Origin of the sequence: Gilliamella sp. CG16, assembly GCF_046635785.1 — a bacterium.
In the GTDB taxonomy this organism is placed as follows: Bacteria; Pseudomonadota; Gammaproteobacteria; order Enterobacterales; family Orbaceae; genus Gilliamella; species Gilliamella apicola_I.
The window spans coordinates 1-17190 of record NZ_JBIDFL010000012.1 but is presented as its reverse complement, the minus strand read 5'-3'; the positions used below and the strand labels follow the sequence as shown (position 1 = coordinate 17190).

Here is a 17190-nt window from a genome sequence, read left to right as displayed (position 1 = left end):
CCTTATTTTTTAAACCCTATGCTCGAGGATGATGTTTGCTGTGTAATTGCTTTAACCTTTCTGTTGCTACATGGGTATAGATTTGCGTAGTTGAAAGGCTGCTATGCCCCAATAACATTTGAACAACCCGCAAGTCTGCCCCATGATTAAGTAAGTGGGTAGCAAATGCATGCCGAAGCACATGAGGAGAAAGTGCTTCAATATTTATATCAGCTAGTATGGCATAATATTTTATTCGATGCCAGAATGTCTGTCGTGTCATTTTTTTTCCAAGTCTACTTGGGAAAAGCACATCGACTGGCCCCGATTTAAGCAAATCATCGCGTCCATATTTAAAATAGTATTCTAACCAATAAATGGCTTCTTCACCCAGTGGGACTAAACGTTCTTTATTCCCCTTACCTATTACCCGAATCACACCTTGTCGTAAACTAATATCACTTATTTCTAAACTTACTAATTCTGTTACGCGTAAACCGGTCGCATAAAGCACTTCTAACATGGCTTTGTCTCGAAGCTCTAATGAGTCTTGAGTATTAGGGGATTCAAGCAAAGCCTCAACTTGTAATTCAGTTAAATCTTTGGGCAATTTTTTTGGTAATTTAGGTGAAGACAGGACAGCTGAAGGATCATCGGTGCGATAATTCTCTTGATATAAGAATTGAAAAAAACGTTTTGTTGCACTCATCAGTCGTGCGGTGCTACTTGCTTGATAACCATCGGCAACCCGTTGCATTAAAAAATCTTGCAAATGAGTGGTCTGAGCAGTAATAAAATTCACATTTTTCAACTGTAGCAATTGATTGAGTGCCAATAGATCAAGTTTATAAGATTCTATAGTATTTTCCGCTAAATTTCGTTCTAACCATATGGCGTTGAGGAATTCTTCAACGAGTTTGTTATTGTGAGGACGAATGTGGTCTTTTGACACCAAGATTATCTCTACATTTTAAATATAGAAAATATTATATACTAAATTAGCAATTAATTGCAGTGTAACTCATGTTGAATCATGAATATCATATTGTATGATAAAAGACATTATTTTAACTTTTTACTGATATAATGTTATTGATGTTAGTGAAAAAAATATGTGGCTTGCATTGTTTGATATATACTTATCATTTCTAAAATTTCCTCAATGTAATTATATGTTAAAGCGAAATATTTACCTTTTTATCGCGGTTTATGCGTTATTCGTAATTGGGATTGAAACTCATGTTTATTGGCATGCTCGGCTTCGTCCATGGCAACCCGGTACGCCGATAGGTCGAATAATATTTTATTATAGTTTTTTTACTGTTCTTTCCAATCTCATGTTAGCAATAAGTTGCCTGTTTTTAACCTTTAAACCTAACTGTAACCGTTATAGCTTTAATGTTATTCGATTAAATGGCTTAATCGGTGTGATTATTACCGCAATAATTTATAACTCAATTTTACGCGGTATTCATCAACCGCCAAATAGTTTATTGCGTTTTACAAATGAAAGTTTACATGTTGTTATTCCCTTATTAGGTATTTTAAGTTGGCTTATTTGGGGACCATTTAGACGTATCAACGCCAAAGTTGTTATTGGTTCGATATTGTCAATGATAGCGTATGCTATTTATATTTTCGTACGAGGTTATTTTACACATCAATATCCGTATCCATTTATCAATATTGAAAAAATAGGTTATATAAAAGCATTATATAATGTCAGTAAAGTGCTATTATTATTTTTGGGATTGACTTTCTTATTATGGTGTATTGACCGTTTAAGGAGATAAAAATGAAACTATATATTTATGAACATTGCCCTTTCTGTGCACGAGCAAGAATGATTTTTGGTTTAAAAAATATACCGGTTGAAGAGCACGTTTTACTTAGTGATGATTCGGAAACACCGCAAAGTATGATCGGCGAAAAAATGGTTCCGATTTTGCAAAAAGATGATGGGAGTTATATGCCAGAAAGTTTAGATATTGTGGATTACATCGACAGTAATTATGGAGGCAAACCAATTTTAGTTGGATCACAATCATCCGAAATATCATCATTAATTAAGCAATTACAACAATATGATTATAAATTAGAGTGCCCTCGCTATATTAAACTCGGTTTAGCGGAATTTGCAACTCAACATGCTATTGATGATTTTGTTGCCAATAAAACCAAAAAAATAGGTTCGTTTGATGCATGTCTTGAACAAACTGATGAATTAGTCATGTCCGTATCAAACATTCTAGATAAACTAGCACCCCTGATTGTTTCAGCACATGCTTGTAATGGTAGTTTATCGTTAGATGATATCTTATTATTTCCTGTATTACGTAATTTAACTTGTGTAAAGAGTTTGACCTTTCCGCCTAAAATTAAAGCTTATCTGGAATCGATGTCAAAACAGAGTAAGGTTAATCTGTTTTTTGATAAAGCCGTATAATTACCAATATTTTGAAGCAAAAAAACTCATTAACCTAGGTTAATGAGTTAACAATTAGAAAATAGGAATACGATAAGTATTAACCCATGCTAACAATATGATAAATCGTAGTTAGCATGTTGAAACTGAGCGATTAATTACCTAATTTAAGATCAATGATTTCAATTTGGTCTTTACCGCCGTAAATGTCATACCATGGCGTAGCATATTGTTTTAAAATCTTATTGAGTTCTTCAACGTTTTCCCGTCCGGTGGTATCTAACCAGCGTTTTAGTCCTTCTTTCCCTTCTTTGGCATAAACGGCAACACCTTCAAACCAAGTGGCACGACCACCTAAAATACCACTATATTTAGCACCGTTTTCACCCGCAAAAATTAACTCTTGATGGAATGTTTTGGTCGGAACACCGGCACTTAAATATATAAAAGGACGCGTGGCGGCATCGCTGGCTTGTTTAAAATAATCCGCTGCTTGTTTTTGTGAATACACTACAACATTATTATCATTGAAGCCTTCAACATGTTTAAAAAGCACAGGAACTTCGACTTTTAAAACATCGATGTAATAGTGATTTTTCGTGAACTCTTTAATGGTATTGATCACTTTTTGTGGTTTGATTTTGGCAAATTCAGGACTTTTATCATCTGTCACCGTGTTATCATACACGATAGGTTCAACAAAGAGGGGAATATCAGCCGCTCTTGCTTCATCGCCAATACGTTCTAAAAATGCATGCTTTTTATCTAAAATATCTTGTGGATCATCAGGGTTGTAATAGACTAAAACCTTGGCTGCATCTGCTCCTTTTTTTAATAACCGTTGTAAAGAATCTTCCGGTAATACGTCAGGTAAACGACCGGGTGTGTTAGCATCATAACCCGTTTTTTCATAAGAAATGATTAAACCCGCATTTTGATTTTTTTTCGCCATACCTTTAAAGCCATACTCTTCGTCTAACAAAATTGCACTAACATATTTTGTTAATTCTTGAGAAACAAGCTCTTTGAATTCATACACCATATCAACATGATAACGATCCTTACCAACGGCGGCTTCCATCATTTTAACCATTGAACCACGCTGATCGATTGCTAACGCAGCAATAATACCTTCTTGGTTTGATAATTGTTGCATACGGGTAAATTTACCACGAGAAATACGTTTTGTAGCCATTTTACAACTCTCCATTTAAAAAGATTTTTCATTGTAGATTTATTACTCGATGATTTATTAGTCATTTAGTGCTAGTTTTGATTAAAGCTAAAAATGATTAAATTTCAGTTCATTAGTTGCCTTTCTGGAAAGTGATACATTGTGATAGTTTGATATTATTTTCTAGAAAAATCGTTAAAATTTGTCAATATGGTTGATGCCTGTTGGCTAACTTAACATTAATACGCATTCATTTTTTGTATTCTATAGACTGTACTAAACAGTAGTTCTAAGAGAAAACTACTCATGCTTCATCTATCGGCACGATATAAATTGAAATAAAAATGCAAATCCTAAATAGTGAAATTAATTAGCTTTATAGGTTTTTATATAATATCAATAAATAAAATAGGATATAAATTTTTTTAAAACTTTGAAGGTAAGCATATTTTTTAATAAAAATAAGACTAAAATAAATACAATTATGAGTTAAATTTTAATTATTCAGGAGAAAGAAATGAAAGCTGCTGTTATAAGAAATGCGTGCGATGGTCAAGTCGACATTAAAGATATCCCTATCCGTCCATTAGAGGCAGGTGAAGCTTTAGTTGAAGTTGAATATTGCGGTCTTTGCCATACGGATCTTCATGTTGCTTCGGGCGATTTTGGTAAAAAGCCGGGTAGAGTAATTGGTCACGAAGGTGTCGGCATAGTGACTAAAGTTGCGCCCGATGTAAAAAGTTTAAAAGTTGGCGATAGGGTGAGTATTGCATGGTTTCATGCAGGTTGTGGGACTTGTGAATATTGTATATCGGGTAATGAAACATTCTGTCGTAGTGCGTTGAATTCGGGTTATACCGTTGACGGAGGTATGGCAGAATTTTGTATTGTTAAGGCTGATTATGCCGTTAAAGTTCCGGAAGGATTAGATCCCGCTCAAGCAACCAGTGTAACATGTGCCGGTGTTACCACTTATAAAGGCATTAAAGTTGCGGATACCAAACCAGGGCAATGGCTTGCTGTATTTGGTATTGGTGGCTTAGGAACTTTGGCGGTTGAGTATGGTAAAAAAGTCTTTAATAACAAAGTGGTGGCAATTAGTAATAGTGATAGTCAATTAGAGTTGTGTAAAAAATTGGGGGCAGATTTAGTCGTTAATCCTAAAAAAGTAGCTGATGTAGGGGCATACATCAAACAACATACGGGCGGTGGTGCGCATGGTGCTGTGGTGACATCAGTAACTAAGACAGGTTTTAATCAGGCTGTTGAATCTGTTCGCCCTTTAGGACGTGTTGTGGCACTGGGTTTACCGTCTGAAACAATGGATTTAAGTATTCCTAAAACAGTATTAGATGGTATTCAGGTTTTAGGTTCGCTTGTGGGGACTCGAGAAGATCTTGCAGAAGCATTTCAATTTAGTGCAGAAGGAAAAGTTGTCCCGATCGTAGAAAAAAGACCATTAGAAGATATCAACGATATGATCGATGAGATGAAAGCAGGAAAAATTCAAGGGCGTATGGTCATTGATATGAAAATGAAAAGAAGTAACTAAAAAAAGTAACTAAAAGGTTTCGACTTATATGCTTAAGTCAGCTTAATGCTGACTTTTTTATATTTAAAGGATAAAAATCCCATTCTTTCTATGAATTTAATTCTTTTCAGATAGTTAACAGTATTCTTTCTTGAATTTTATTCATAAACTTCTATTATAAATAAATTTTCCTTAATATAGATTATTACTCAAAGAGGACGTTTATGTCAGATCACAATTTAGAAAATAAATTGCGGAAAGATCTTGGTCTAGTTTCTGCATTATCACTGGTTGTCGGAATGGTTTTAGGAGCAGGGGCTTTTATGAAACCACCCGCAGTGTTAGAAGTCGCTGGTGATTATAATTATGCATTACTAGCGTGGATAATTGGTGGTATTTTTTCTATTTGTGGTGGACTAACATTGTGTGAATTAGGAGTGATGTTTCCTAAAACTGGTGGCATGTTAGTTTATTTAGAAAAAATTTATGGTGCGAAAGTATCTCACCTTTATGGTTGGATGATCACTGTTCTTTTTGCGCCATCATTAGTAGGGGCACTTGTTGGCTATTTTAGCTCAGTTTTTTGCTTATTATTTAATATTGATGAAGCTTATCGAATGGCGGTTAGTGCAGGTGTGTTAGGTTTTATTGCCTTGATTAATGCAATAGGGGTTAAAGAGGCAGGCTATTTACAAACCTTTGCAACGATTTGTAAATTAATTCCGATCCTTTTATTAGCTATCTTTGGTCTTTGGAAAGGTAATGGACAAGTCGCCTTACTTGGTGCAAGTGGACAAGGCATTGAAACCTATGCACCTTTCGCTGTTGCCATTCTTGCGACACTGTTTGCTTATGACGGTTGGGCGCAAGTCGCCTCGGTAGCTGGTGAAATCCGAAATCCTTCAAAAGTTTTACCTAAAGCAATCATTCTGGGAATCCTATTCTTAATTATTGTCTATGCCTGTATAAACATTGCACTATTTAAAATATTTCCGGTACAGGAAATGGTATCACTAAAACATGATGCCTCAGCTATTGCTTCACAACGCATGTTTGGGGAATTCGGTGGAAACTTGGTTGCCGTTGGTATTATGGTCTCAATTCTGGGTGGCATTAATGGTTATATCATGACCTTATCACGAACTATTTTTAGTATGGCTGAGCGAGGTACAATTATTGGGGCACGTTTTTTAAGTACTATTGATGAGGATAGTCGTTCCCCAGTTAATGCTATTATTGTCTTAGTTATTTTTTCATTCTTGTATTCGATATTGCTGGATGCTGATCGGTTATCAGAAATTTCAATGTTTGCGATTTGGGTATTTTATCTACTGACTTTTATTGGTGTGATTATTGCCAGAAAAAAATATGCTGATGTGCCTAGACCTTACAAAGTTATTGGATACCCTATTATTCCTATTGTGGCTATAAGCGGGGCTGCTTATGTTATTTATGGTATGTTGATTTATCAAACTGTAAATGGGATTGCTTCAATCTTTTTAACCTTGATTGGCTTACCAGTATACTACTATTATCATAAAAAGAATCAAAACAAAGAGCTTTCGCTTGGTGAAATGAAAAAATATCATAACAAAACACAATACTCTATTGCATATGCTTCATTAATTATCATTGCCGGATTAATTGCATATGGTTATATCGTGAGTTCAGGACTTGCTTTTAAAGTTTTGATGTTATTTTATGACAAGTAGCTTAAATATAATTTGAAATTAAACTATAGATATTTTGATCATAAAACGCATCATTAAGATATTCGGCTTGTTTGAGTGTTCCTTCATAATCAAAACCACAACGCTTAGCGACTTGGTTACTTTTTAAATTAGTGACGGAACATTTAATGACAAAGCGTTTAATGCGTTTCTTCGCAGCATAATAATGTGTGAGTGCTTGGATAGCTTGCGTCATCACTCCTCTTCCTTGTGCTTTGCTATCTAACCAATAACCGAGATAGGCAGTTTTATTATTTTTATCGATATAATTAAAGGAAAGTAACCCGACTGATAGGTTATTATGTAAAATTACATAGGTTTTAGTTTGATCACGCTGATGTTTGACAAAACAATCTGCTAAAAAATTAGCTGTATCTGACTCGCATTTGACAAATTTTGGCCATGCCATAAATTGACTAAAGAAGACACGATTTGAATCAATAATGTGGTATAACGCTTTGGCATAATCAGTTGTTGCAGGACTAAGATAGATATGTTCAGTGACATGAATTTTATCTTGTTGGTTATCATTCATTCTTTATTCTCTTAAAAACATAACAGTTTAATGACCTTTTTTATGAAATTGCCAGACTGTGTAGTCTGGCAATTTTGATGGATTTTAATGGATACAAAACAATAAATGTTTATTATTTGCTCTGACTCTCGCTTTTTGGTTTAGCCACATAGTTATACACAACTAATAAAGCAAAAATAGCAACAATAATCATCATAATAACATCTTTATTTAACCATTTTGCCATATTACCAAGTAAAATACCTACACCGCAAAAATCGACATCAGAAAACGTGGTATTGGCAAAACCTAGTGATCCTAATACAGGCAATAATACCACAGGTAAAAATGTCACTAACAAACCATTAGCAAATGCGCCAAGCATTGCCCCACGGCGTCCGCCCATTGCATTACCAAATACCCCTGCAGTTGCACCACAGAAGAAATGTGGAACCACACCCGGTAAAATGAGTACCGCGTTAAGTTGACCTAAAACAAATAATCCAACTAATCCACCCAAAAAGCTAAATAAAAAGCCAATCAATACCGCATTGGGTGCATAAGGAAATACGACAGGGCAATCTAAAGCAGGTTTGGCGTTAGGGACTAATTTTTCTGAAAATCCTGTAAATGCGGGGACAATTTCGGCAAGAATTAGACGTACACCTTGCAATATGATAAAGACACCTGCTGCAAAAGTGATCGCCTCAATAATGGCATAAACTAAATAATTATCGCCATGACTAAGATTGTTTTCAACATAATCTGAACCGGCAAATACGGCTAAAATTAGATAGATAATCATCATGGTTAACGAGATTGAAATTGAGCTGTCACGTAAAAAGCTTAAGTTTTTTGGTAAGTTCATCTCTTCGGTAGAACGAGACCCTTTGCCAACTGCCTTTCCAAGCCAACCAGCTAAGACATAACCTAGCGTACCAAAGTGACCGAATGCGACGTCATCGTTACCGGTAATTTTTCGCATTTGTGGTTGAGCTAAAGCAGGGAAAAACGCCATAATTAACCCTAAAACCAGTGCGCCGGTGAAGACTAATTGCCAACCTTGAAACCCTGAGACAGTTAAAATAATACTAATCATACAAGCCATATAAAAAGTATGATGACCAGTTAAAAAGATGAATTTTAATCGCGTAAATCGAGCAACAACAATATTGGCAATCATACCAAACGCCATAATTAATGCCGTTGCTGTGCCATACTCATTTAATGCCATGGATACAATAGCTTCATTATTAGGAACGATTCCTTGAAGTTTAAACGCCTGTTCAAACATGATACCTAATGGTGTAATTGCGTTAATAAGTACTGTTGCACCACCACCTAATACCAAAAAGCCTAAAATAGTCTTAATGGTTCCTTTTACCGTATCGGCAAATGATTTACGTTGAGCTAATAATCCTACCATTGCGATTAAGCCAACAAGCACCGCAGGTACTTTTAGGATATCAACAATAAATTTTACTATTTCCTGAATCATAGTAACTCCTTAACGATTTGCTCAGTTCTTGGCAAAATGCTCAACGAGTTTTTGTTCTAAATCGTTGATATCAATAATATTGTTTAACACCACTAATTTATCGGCAGGAATCCCAGAACTGGTGGCTAAATCTTTTGTCATGACAAACAGATCAGCTTGATCGGGTGTTGCTGAAGCTAAATCAGCATGTGTAACTTCTGCATCAATATTTAATTTTTTTAGGACTTTTTTGATATTCATTTCAACCATAAAACTACTACCAAGACCTGAACCACAAACTGCCATAATTTTCATATTGTTTATCCTTTTACTCATTTCTATTTAATTTAATATTGATCAATCACAGCCAAGATTTCATCACGATGTTGTGCTTTAAAAATGGTCTGCATATCGTTTGATTCACCGAAGAGTGTTGCTAATTGCGTTAACATTTCAATGTGACTGGTGCTATCATTGGCCGCTAATAAAGTCACTAAATAAACAGGGTCATTATCTTCTGAATTGAATTTAACGCCTTGCTTGACCAATAACATTGACAATCCTAATTGATTTACACCCTGTTCAGGTCTGGCATGTGGCATAGCAATACCGGGTGCCAAAACGTAGTAAGGTCCTATTGATTCGTGTAACTGAAAAATAGCATCCACGTAATTTTGTGAAATAGCATTATTTTTTAATAATGGTGTTGCACAAAGTTGTATCGCTTCTTTCCAGTCTTTAACCGAATCAATAATATTGACTGTTTGGTTGGTTAACCATTTACCTAACATTTTTCCTCCATTAAAACCGATATAAAGTTAATATCTTTTAAAAAATTAACATACTGCACAATAATAGAAATTAAAAAATAGTAGAAATGTGATAGCGCTATCAAAGTTAAAATAAAATTTCTCTGTTTTGTGATACAGATAACATTTTTAATGAATGGATAACTCATATTTTTTAGAGTGTTAATATTATATCGATAATCATGATTAAAAAACAGCTTGAACAATCTGCACTTGATTGCTAGTCATGAAAAAATTTAGTTCATTATTCTTTGGGCAAACAGCCAGATAAATAAAAGGGTTAACGTTAATTGAGATAAAACATGCAGGATATAAAAAAGCGTAAGAGTACTGGGCAGATCACTTTGTTTGATGTCGCGAAACATGCTGGTGTCGGGGCTATGACGGTATCAAGAGCTTTACGGACACCTGAGCAAGTTTCGGATAAGCTCCGTCAAAAAATTCAATTGGCGATTACGACATTGGGTTATAAACCCAATGTCGCAGCAAGCTTACTGGCTTCTGCATCGGCGATTAAAGTTATCGCGGTCATTACTTCTAAAATATATGATCATTCAGCACAAATTTTACTTAATACTTTGCAAACCCACTTAGCAAAAGAAGGTTATACGACATTAATTATTGAATTGTGTCATTATTACAAATGCGAATCGCAATTAGTTAATACGTTAAGTAGTTATCAGCTTGAAGCAATTTTGTTCTTTCATGTCGAAGATGAAGCGTTAATTCAACAAATCATCAATTACAAAACAATACCGATTATGAATATTGGCAAGCAATATGAGGACTTAATAGATTTAAACGTCGAAATAGATGATTGTTTAGCTATGTATACGCTTACCGAGTATGCGATTAAAAAGGGTTATCACCATATTGGTTTACTATGTGCTAATCAACAGAATCATTTTTTTCAACAGCGTTTGCACGGTTGGCATAAAGCAATGTTAACTTATCATTTACCCAATCATAGAGTAATTAATGCAGCTAAACCTGCTAACTTTAGTACGGGTTCCGATTTGCTCTCCGACATATTACTCAACTGGCCTGAACTTGACGCTTTAATATGTACGACTGATGAATTAGCGTGTGGTGTGCTTTATGAATGTCAACGTCGGCATATTCGTGTCCCTTATCAATTAGCAGTAAGTGGATTTGGTAATAATGAATTTAGTGAAGTGAGCTTTCCACCATTAACGACTGTCGCATTACCTTCCAAACAGATTGGAGAATATACGGCGACTTTAATATTACATAAATTAAATAACAAAACGGATTTGAGTGAACCTATATTATCCCAATTAGAGCCAGTGATTCAAGCTCGAGTGAGTTTATAGTTGATCGTATTACATGTTAGATAAAAGAGAGAAAATAATGAGATAAATTTTATTCTCAAAATTCAGAAACAAAAAAAGCCTGATTAGAAAAGTAGGCTTTTTTTTGAAATTGGTCGGCGAGAGAGGATGACTCGCATTTCATGTTCGCCCTTCGGGTCGTTGCTAAAGCAACGTTGTCTCGCTACGCTCGGCTCGAACCTCTGTCGGTTCTCATCCTCTAAACTGAAGCGAATAATAAAAAAGCCTACTCAATGAGCAGGCTTCTTTATATAAAATTGGTCGGCGAGAGAGGATTCGAACCTCCGACCCACTGGTCCCAAACCAGTTGCGCTACCAAGCTGCGCTACTCGCCGTTAGGATGCGCATAATACTGCGCTAACCTCGATGTGTCAAGAGTTACCCCTAAAAATTATGATGATAATTTTTTATTTTGTGAAAGGGGCAGGTGTTTTGCCAATACGTTGATAAAATTCGGTAACAAATTCTTCATAACGTTTGTTAGCAACCGCTTCTCGAATCTCTGCCATTAAACGTTGATAATAGCGTAAATTGTGAATAGTGTTGAGTCGAGCACCTAAAATTTCACCACATTTATCTAAATGATGAAGATAAGATTTTGTGTAATTTTTACAGGTATAACAATCACACTCAGGATCAAGTGGTGTTGTGTCATCTTTATATTTGGCATTACGAATCTTAATGACGCCGTTAGTTACAAAAAGATGTCCATTACGAGCATTTCGGGTTGGCATGACACAGTCAAACATGTCGATACCACGACGTACGCCTTCAACTAAATCTTCAGGTTTGCCAACGCCCATTAGATAACGTGGTTTATCAGCCGGTAATTGAGGGCAAGTGCCTTCTAAGATCCGATGCATATCCGCTTTCGGTTCACCAACGGCTAATCCACCCACAGCATATCCGTCAAAGCCTATTTCGGTTAATCCTTTAATGGATATGTCACGTAATTCTTGATGTATACCACCTTGAACTATACCGAATAATGCATTTTTATTACCAAGTTCATCAAAACGTTGACGGCTTCGTTTTGCCCAACGTAATGACATTTCCATCGATTTTTTGACATAGTCCCACTCCGCAGGAAAAGGCGCACATTCATCAAAAATCATCACAATATCAGAACCAAGATCGTATTGAATTTCCATTGAAATTTCAGGCGATAAAAAGATCGAATCGCCATTAATTGGATTACGAAAATAAACGCCTTCTTCTTTAATTTTGCGAATATCACCTAAACTAAAAACTTGAAACCCGCCTGAATCGGTTAAAATAGGGCCATGCCATTGCATAAAATCATGTAAATCACCATGTTTACGCATAATCTCTTGCCCTGGCCGTAACCATAGATGAAAGGTATTACCTAATAAGATTTGGGCTCCAGTTGCGGCGACTTCTTCAGGTGTCATCCCTTTTACGGTACCATATGTACCAACAGGCATGAATGCAGGGGTTTCAACAGTGTATTCGACGCCACGGCGATCGAATTTCATACGTCCTCGACGAGCAAGTCCGTCTGTATTGTCTAATTCAAATTTCATGTCTTGTTAACCTCGTGCGACCAAATAAACAGTTTGGCGCAAATTATTGATATAATACGTCGTCGTATTACTAAATTTCGGCGCCTAGTTTATCGTGATCACTTACAATAGACAACATTTGGAGAGATTTTAAAAATTTTGAGATACATTATTCTATCATTGTCATTTTTAATTTTATTCATGATAACAGGTTGTCAAAGCCAATTTAATAAACCGCAATTTATTCTTTCTTCTCAACAAATTGACGCGTTATCTGAGCAAGATATCCTAAAATTTAATGAACAAATTTGTCGTGATGAAGATAAACAATCTATTGTTCTTGCTAATGATCATGCAATAAGTCAACGACTTAATCGCCTTATTCAATATCTGCCTAACACGATTAATAATATTCAATTAAATTATAAAGTTTATCTCAATACAACGCCTAATGCTTGGTCATCAGCAAGTGGTTGTATACGCCTAAACAGTGGGTTAATTAAACAATTATCCGATGATGAGTTATTGGCTGTAATTGCTCATGAACAAGGGCACATTGCGCTAAAACATGCGATAAACGCATTCCAACATGCCCCTTATATTGAAATTTATGATAAAGCGAATCAGACTGTTGTGATGATAAAAAAGGAGACCGCTCAGCAAAATGAAATTGATGCAGATAATTATGCGATTGAGATATTACGTAAACAAAAATTAAACCCTACCGCACTTATTAGCATGCTCATGAAAATGCCGGTATATAATGACGTCGATCTAACATCGCATCCTGCAATATCAAAACGAATTAATCATATTTCACAAAAACTGAAGAATATTAAGTAATAATGTTTTCTTCGTTTGCCAATCAATGGGTAAATGGTTACTACTTCGATTGGCAAATTTTAAAAACTCACCAATTAAATTTGTTTACCAGTAATAAACATCGCATCACCATAGCTAAAAAAACGATATTTTTCGTTAACGGCTTGTTGATAAGCATTCATTGTATTTTCATAACCAGCAAAGGCTGAAACTAACATAATTAAAGTCGATTCGGGTAAATGAAAATTTGTGATTAATGCATCGATCACATTAAACTGGTAGCCGGGATAAATAAAAATCTGAGTGTCGGCAAAAAAAGGCGCAATAGTGCCTGTTTTTTGGGCGGCACTTTCAAGTGCTCTAACCGATGTTGTGCCCACGGCGATAACTTTATTACCACGAGCTTTACAAGCTAACACTGCCTCAACAACTGTTTCGGGGACTTCTGCATACTCGGCATGCATTATATGCGATTCAATATTTTCAACTCTTACGGGCTGAAATGTACCTGCACCAACATGCAAAGTAACAAAAGCCATTTCAACGCCTTTATCTTTCAATTTTTTTAATAGAGGTTCATCAAAATGGAGCCCCGCAGTAGGTGCAGCAACTGCACCGGGCACTTTACTGTAAACAGTTTGATAAACTTCACGGTCTTGTTCATCATCAGGGCGATCAATATAAGGAGGTAAAGGAATATGACCAATTTTATTTAAAATAGTCAATACATCATCAGGAAATTGAAGTTCAAATAAAGTATCATGTCTTGCCACCATAATCACCTTAATTGAATCATCATCTCCTAATAAAAGTTCGGTACCTTCTTTAGGTGATTTTGATGCTTTTATATGGGCTAGTGCACGATTATTATTCAAAATTCGTTCAACTAAAATTTCAATTTTTCCTCCCGAAACTTTTTTACCAAATAAACGGGCAGGAATAACTTTAGTATTATTAAAAACAAGTAAATCACCGGGATTAATTTTATTAATAATATCGGTGAAAATTCCGTGTTCAATCTTTCCTGTATGACCATTTAAAGATAAAAGTCGACAGTCACTTCTTGTTTGAGAAGGGTGCTTTGCAATAAGTTCTTTGGGAAGTAAAAAATTAAAATCGGATAGTTTCATAATAGCTATGTCTGAAAAAAATAGGCATTAGTCTAAATCTCATAATACCAGTAAGCAAGTAATTATTTATTGCTTATTATTAAAGTTAGTTTAAAATTTTCGCTGCCTAGCTAAGGTTAGGAATAAAGTAATTATATTTAAAATAAGGAAAACAAAATGAAAAATCTCAAAAATACATTATCCATTGCGCTTCCTTTGGTTGCAGCAATGTCATTAGTCGGTTGTAACAGTATAGATAATATGACTGATCTAGGTATGCGTGGCATTCAAGCAGCAACACTTAGTGACGATGAAATAAAAACACTCAGCGCTAATGCATGTGCTCAAATGGATTCAAAAGCAAAAATTGCGTCTGCCAACAGTGCTTATACTAAACGATTGAATAAAATTGCCAAAACACTTGGCTATAACATAAATGGAACACCTATCACATATAAAGTATATCTAACTAAAGATATCAATGCATGGGCAATGGCTAACGGTTGTGTCCGTGTTTATAGTGGTTTAATGGATAACATGAATGACAATGAAATTCAGGGTGTTTTAGGGCATGAATTAGGCCATGTTGCTTTAGGGCACACTAAAAAAGCAATGCAAGTTGCTTATGCTACCGAGATAGCGCGTGATGCTGCTGCTTCATCAGGAAACGCGGCGGTAACTGCGTTATCAAAATCTAAATTAGGCACTTTAGCCACCGCTGTGGTTAACTCTCAATTTTCACAAAAACAAGAAAAAGATGCTGATAACTACTCTTTTGACTTCTTAGTAAAGAAAAACATTAATCCAGTAGGGCTTGCAACGAGTTTTGAAAAACTTGGTGGTGGTAATTCTGACTTATTAAGTAGTCATCCTTCTTCATCAGATCGTGCGGCTAATATCCGTAAAAAGATTGCCAGATTGAAAAAATAATATCGAGTCAATAATTGAATCAAAAGCACCTAATTTGTTGGTGCTTTTTGTTTTTATGTAAATTGAAATTTCAAGACGAATTTAATAATATTAATCAATAGACATCCAGAAGATATACTTCATTTCTTTACCTATCATCTCGCATTTACAAACTACTTATTTTTACTATTTAGTCATGTCATTACAGGATTATTGTAAATAACTATCTATTTATCAGATTGTTAAAATAATTTAATGCTTCTTTTCATACTTCACTAAGCAAAATTAAAAATAGTTATACTTAAATTAATAGGTTTTATTGATTTTAATTGTTTAAATTGATCGTTTTTTTACGATCAATGTATAATTGTGAAAATTTTTGAAAACTATCTGTAAAAAACGCTTGTTTTGTTAATTTTTCTGATCATTAAAAACGAATAGAGATGAAATGAATGTGCAACATTTAAAAATTTTTACTCATCCGAAAGTTTGGTTGTAATTGAATTCTTTATCTTAATTTATTAAATGGATTTGTATCAGTAATGCATTAATTGAAAACAAATTTTTTTGATTTTTTTAAAATTTTGCTGATTAATTTACAAAGTTAAATATCCAATAGTGTCTAATCAAGATCAATAAGCAAAATTATGTAATTAAATATTGATATTGTTATTAATTAGCATCTGTTTTTTTAATTTTAAAAGTAATGAGTACATGTTTTTATACGTAATTAATCTTAATAAAAATAGTTATATGCGGTAATGATAGTTTTTTGCGATCATGTTGTTATGTATTGATCGTTTTTTGTGATCAATATATAATTGCGAAAATATTTGAAAAAAAAATGTAAAAAAATTTTTGTTTTGTTAAATTGCCCGCTTCTCAAAAAATCGTTTTGAATCAAGGGATAAGAAGTTTATGTTCAAAATTTATCATTTTTGCTAGCCCAAAAATTGAGTAATAAGTTGAACTATTGTTTCATTAATTAGGTGTTTTTCTTTTAAAAAAACAATTGATTATAAATTATTGTTTTGATTGGTCAGCAGAATAACAATTTAGTCAATAAAACCTAATAAATAAATTTAATTATAAAAAAATAAAGCAATTGACCTTAAAAAGAAAGGAAATAAAGTAGATGAAAAAACATAACTGGACCCGGCATTTACCTTGTCTGGGGATAAGTGCTGCTTTTTTACTCGGCTCAAATGGTGTTTATGCCGGTGCGGATAACGTGCCCAAATTGAACATTATCCGGGATGAGTTTAATGCAGAAGAAAAGCTTAACTTAAGTATCTATAATCCCAAGCTTAAGCTGACCTCGCAAGGGCTGTTTACCTCACCAATGGGATTTTATGTCTATACTAACTACCCCTCAAAAATAGCGGAATATCAGATTACGGTTTACCGTCAATCAGACTTAGATAACCAATATCCCTTAAAGACGTTCCGTTTTAGTGATATCAGTCCGGATGAGGCCGTATTATGGAGCGGGGAAACGGATAATGGTGAGCCGTTATCAATTGACAGCGAGTATAAAGCGATTTTAAGCACGACCGGTTATGCAGGCCAAAAAGATACCGTCTATGCAGTGCCATTTAAAACCTTAGGTTACGGCAGTGCACAAATCGACAATCCATTCACCGCCTACCGCAAAATGACCCCCACGTCGAATTTATTATTTGGCCAATTAAAATCAGACAGCACCATACCGGGCTTTGGTGAAAGCCGAATAAACCATCAGGGCATCGTCACCAGTGCACAAGACCGTAAAGTGGTCATTCAAATGGCGGGACTGGAAGATAAAAAAGCAGTGATGCTCAATGGTGAGCGCTTAGT

Annotated in this window: 16 protein-coding genes, 1 tRNA gene and 1 other RNA gene; 8 read left to right on the top strand and 10 right to left on the bottom strand. The window is 34.9% G+C overall.

Features of this window, described 5'->3' with window-relative positions; all coding sequences use genetic code 11:
- Window positions 1-16 precede the first annotated feature (16 nt).
- Window positions 17-916 carry a site-specific tyrosine recombinase XerD gene (xerD, locus tag ACGH47_RS09940; protein ID WP_411623354.1) on the bottom strand — a complete coding sequence of 300 codons (900 nt, stop codon included), beginning with the start codon at window positions 914-916 and terminating at the stop codon, window positions 17-19.
- A 235-nt stretch (window positions 917-1151) separates the two neighbouring features.
- On the opposite strand from xerD, the gene ACGH47_RS09935 reads away from it, so the two are divergent.
- Window positions 1152-1772 (top strand): Pr6Pr family membrane protein, encoded by a 621-nt coding sequence (locus tag ACGH47_RS09935; protein WP_267360883.1) that lies wholly within the window; start codon window positions 1152-1154, stop codon window positions 1770-1772.
- Window positions 1773-1774: 2 nt separating this feature from the next.
- On the top strand, window positions 1775-2425 hold the full coding sequence (grxB, locus tag ACGH47_RS09930) for a glutaredoxin 2 (RefSeq protein ID WP_411623342.1): 651 nt from the start codon (window positions 1775-1777) through the stop codon (window positions 2423-2425).
- Between the two features lie 133 nt (window positions 2426-2558).
- Here the strand turns inward: grxB and ACGH47_RS09925 are convergent, their stop codons facing one another.
- Window positions 2559-3599 (bottom strand): tagatose 1,6-diphosphate aldolase, encoded by a 1041-nt coding sequence (locus ACGH47_RS09925; protein WP_267360879.1) that lies wholly within the window; start codon window positions 3597-3599, stop codon window positions 2559-2561.
- Between the two features lie 496 nt (window positions 3600-4095).
- Between ACGH47_RS09925 and adhP the strand changes: the two genes are divergently transcribed.
- Together adhP and ACGH47_RS09915 are read left to right on the top strand one after the other, a co-directional pair.
- The gene (gene adhP / locus ACGH47_RS09920; protein WP_411590655.1) at window positions 4096-5130 is read left to right on the top strand and encodes an alcohol dehydrogenase AdhP; all 1035 of its coding nucleotides are present in this window, start codon (window positions 4096-4098) and stop codon (window positions 5128-5130) included.
- A gap of 203 nt (window positions 5131-5333) precedes the next feature.
- A complete protein-coding gene (locus ACGH47_RS09915; protein WP_411623341.1) occupies window positions 5334-6821 on the top strand; it encodes an APC family permease in 1488 nt (495 codons plus the stop codon).
- Window position 6822: 1 nt separating this feature from the next.
- Here the strand turns inward: ACGH47_RS09915 and rimL are convergent, their stop codons facing one another.
- The 4 genes from rimL to ACGH47_RS09895 all read right to left on the bottom strand — a co-directional run bounded on the left by rimL (window position 6823) and on the right by ACGH47_RS09895 (window position 9621).
- Window positions 6823-7374, bottom strand: a complete 552-nt coding sequence (gene rimL, locus ACGH47_RS09910) for a 50S ribosomal protein L7/L12-serine acetyltransferase (protein ID WP_411623340.1) — start codon at window positions 7372-7374, stop codon at window positions 6823-6825.
- A gap of 112 nt (window positions 7375-7486) precedes the next feature.
- A complete protein-coding gene (locus ACGH47_RS09905; protein WP_411623339.1) occupies window positions 7487-8851 on the bottom strand; it encodes a PTS ascorbate transporter subunit IIC in 1365 nt (454 codons plus the stop codon).
- A gap of 21 nt (window positions 8852-8872) precedes the next feature.
- Window positions 8873-9145: a PTS sugar transporter subunit IIB gene (locus tag ACGH47_RS09900; protein WP_065558381.1), complete on the bottom strand. Its 273-nt coding sequence runs from the start codon at window positions 9143-9145 to the stop codon at window positions 8873-8875.
- A 32-nt stretch (window positions 9146-9177) separates the two neighbouring features.
- On the bottom strand, window positions 9178-9621 hold the full coding sequence (locus tag ACGH47_RS09895; protein ID WP_065558380.1) for a PTS sugar transporter subunit IIA: 444 nt from the start codon (window positions 9619-9621) through the stop codon (window positions 9178-9180).
- Window positions 9622-9941: 320 nt separating this feature from the next.
- On the opposite strand from ACGH47_RS09895, the gene ACGH47_RS09890 reads away from it, so the two are divergent.
- A complete protein-coding gene (locus ACGH47_RS09890) occupies window positions 9942-10973 on the top strand; it encodes a LacI family DNA-binding transcriptional regulator (protein ID WP_411623338.1) in 1032 nt (343 codons plus the stop codon).
- A gap of 110 nt (window positions 10974-11083) precedes the next feature.
- Here the strand turns inward: ACGH47_RS09890 and ACGH47_RS09885 are convergent.
- From ACGH47_RS09885 to tgt, 3 genes are all read right to left on the bottom strand, one after another.
- Window positions 11084-11208: non-coding RNA, RtT sRNA (locus tag ACGH47_RS09885), on the bottom strand.
- Between the two features lie 41 nt (window positions 11209-11249).
- Window positions 11250-11326 (bottom strand) — tRNA-Pro (locus ACGH47_RS09880).
- A 72-nt stretch (window positions 11327-11398) separates the two neighbouring features.
- On the bottom strand, window positions 11399-12535 hold the full coding sequence (gene tgt, locus ACGH47_RS09875) for a tRNA guanosine(34) transglycosylase Tgt (RefSeq protein ID WP_220215899.1): 1137 nt from the start codon (window positions 12533-12535) through the stop codon (window positions 11399-11401).
- Between the two features lie 180 nt (window positions 12536-12715).
- On the opposite strand from tgt, the gene ACGH47_RS09870 reads away from it, so the two are divergent.
- Window positions 12716-13357 carry a M48 family metalloprotease gene (locus ACGH47_RS09870; protein ID WP_411623337.1) on the top strand — a complete coding sequence of 214 codons (642 nt, stop codon included), beginning with the start codon at window positions 12716-12718 and terminating at the stop codon, window positions 13355-13357.
- Between the two features lie 74 nt (window positions 13358-13431).
- Here the strand turns inward: ACGH47_RS09870 and queA are convergent, their stop codons facing one another.
- Window positions 13432-14466, bottom strand: a complete 1035-nt coding sequence (queA, locus tag ACGH47_RS09865; protein ID WP_267350068.1) for a tRNA preQ1(34) S-adenosylmethionine ribosyltransferase-isomerase QueA — start codon at window positions 14464-14466, stop codon at window positions 13432-13434.
- Between the two features lie 156 nt (window positions 14467-14622).
- Here queA and ACGH47_RS09860 point away from each other — a divergent pair, with 156 nt between their 5' ends.
- Entirely contained in the window at window positions 14623-15375 is a 753-nt protein-coding gene (locus ACGH47_RS09860; RefSeq protein WP_411623336.1) for a M48 family metallopeptidase, read from the top strand.
- Between the two features lie 1114 nt (window positions 15376-16489).
- Window positions 16490-17190: hypothetical protein (locus tag ACGH47_RS09855; RefSeq protein ID WP_411623335.1), on the top strand; the 701-nt coding region annotated here is incomplete at its 3' end.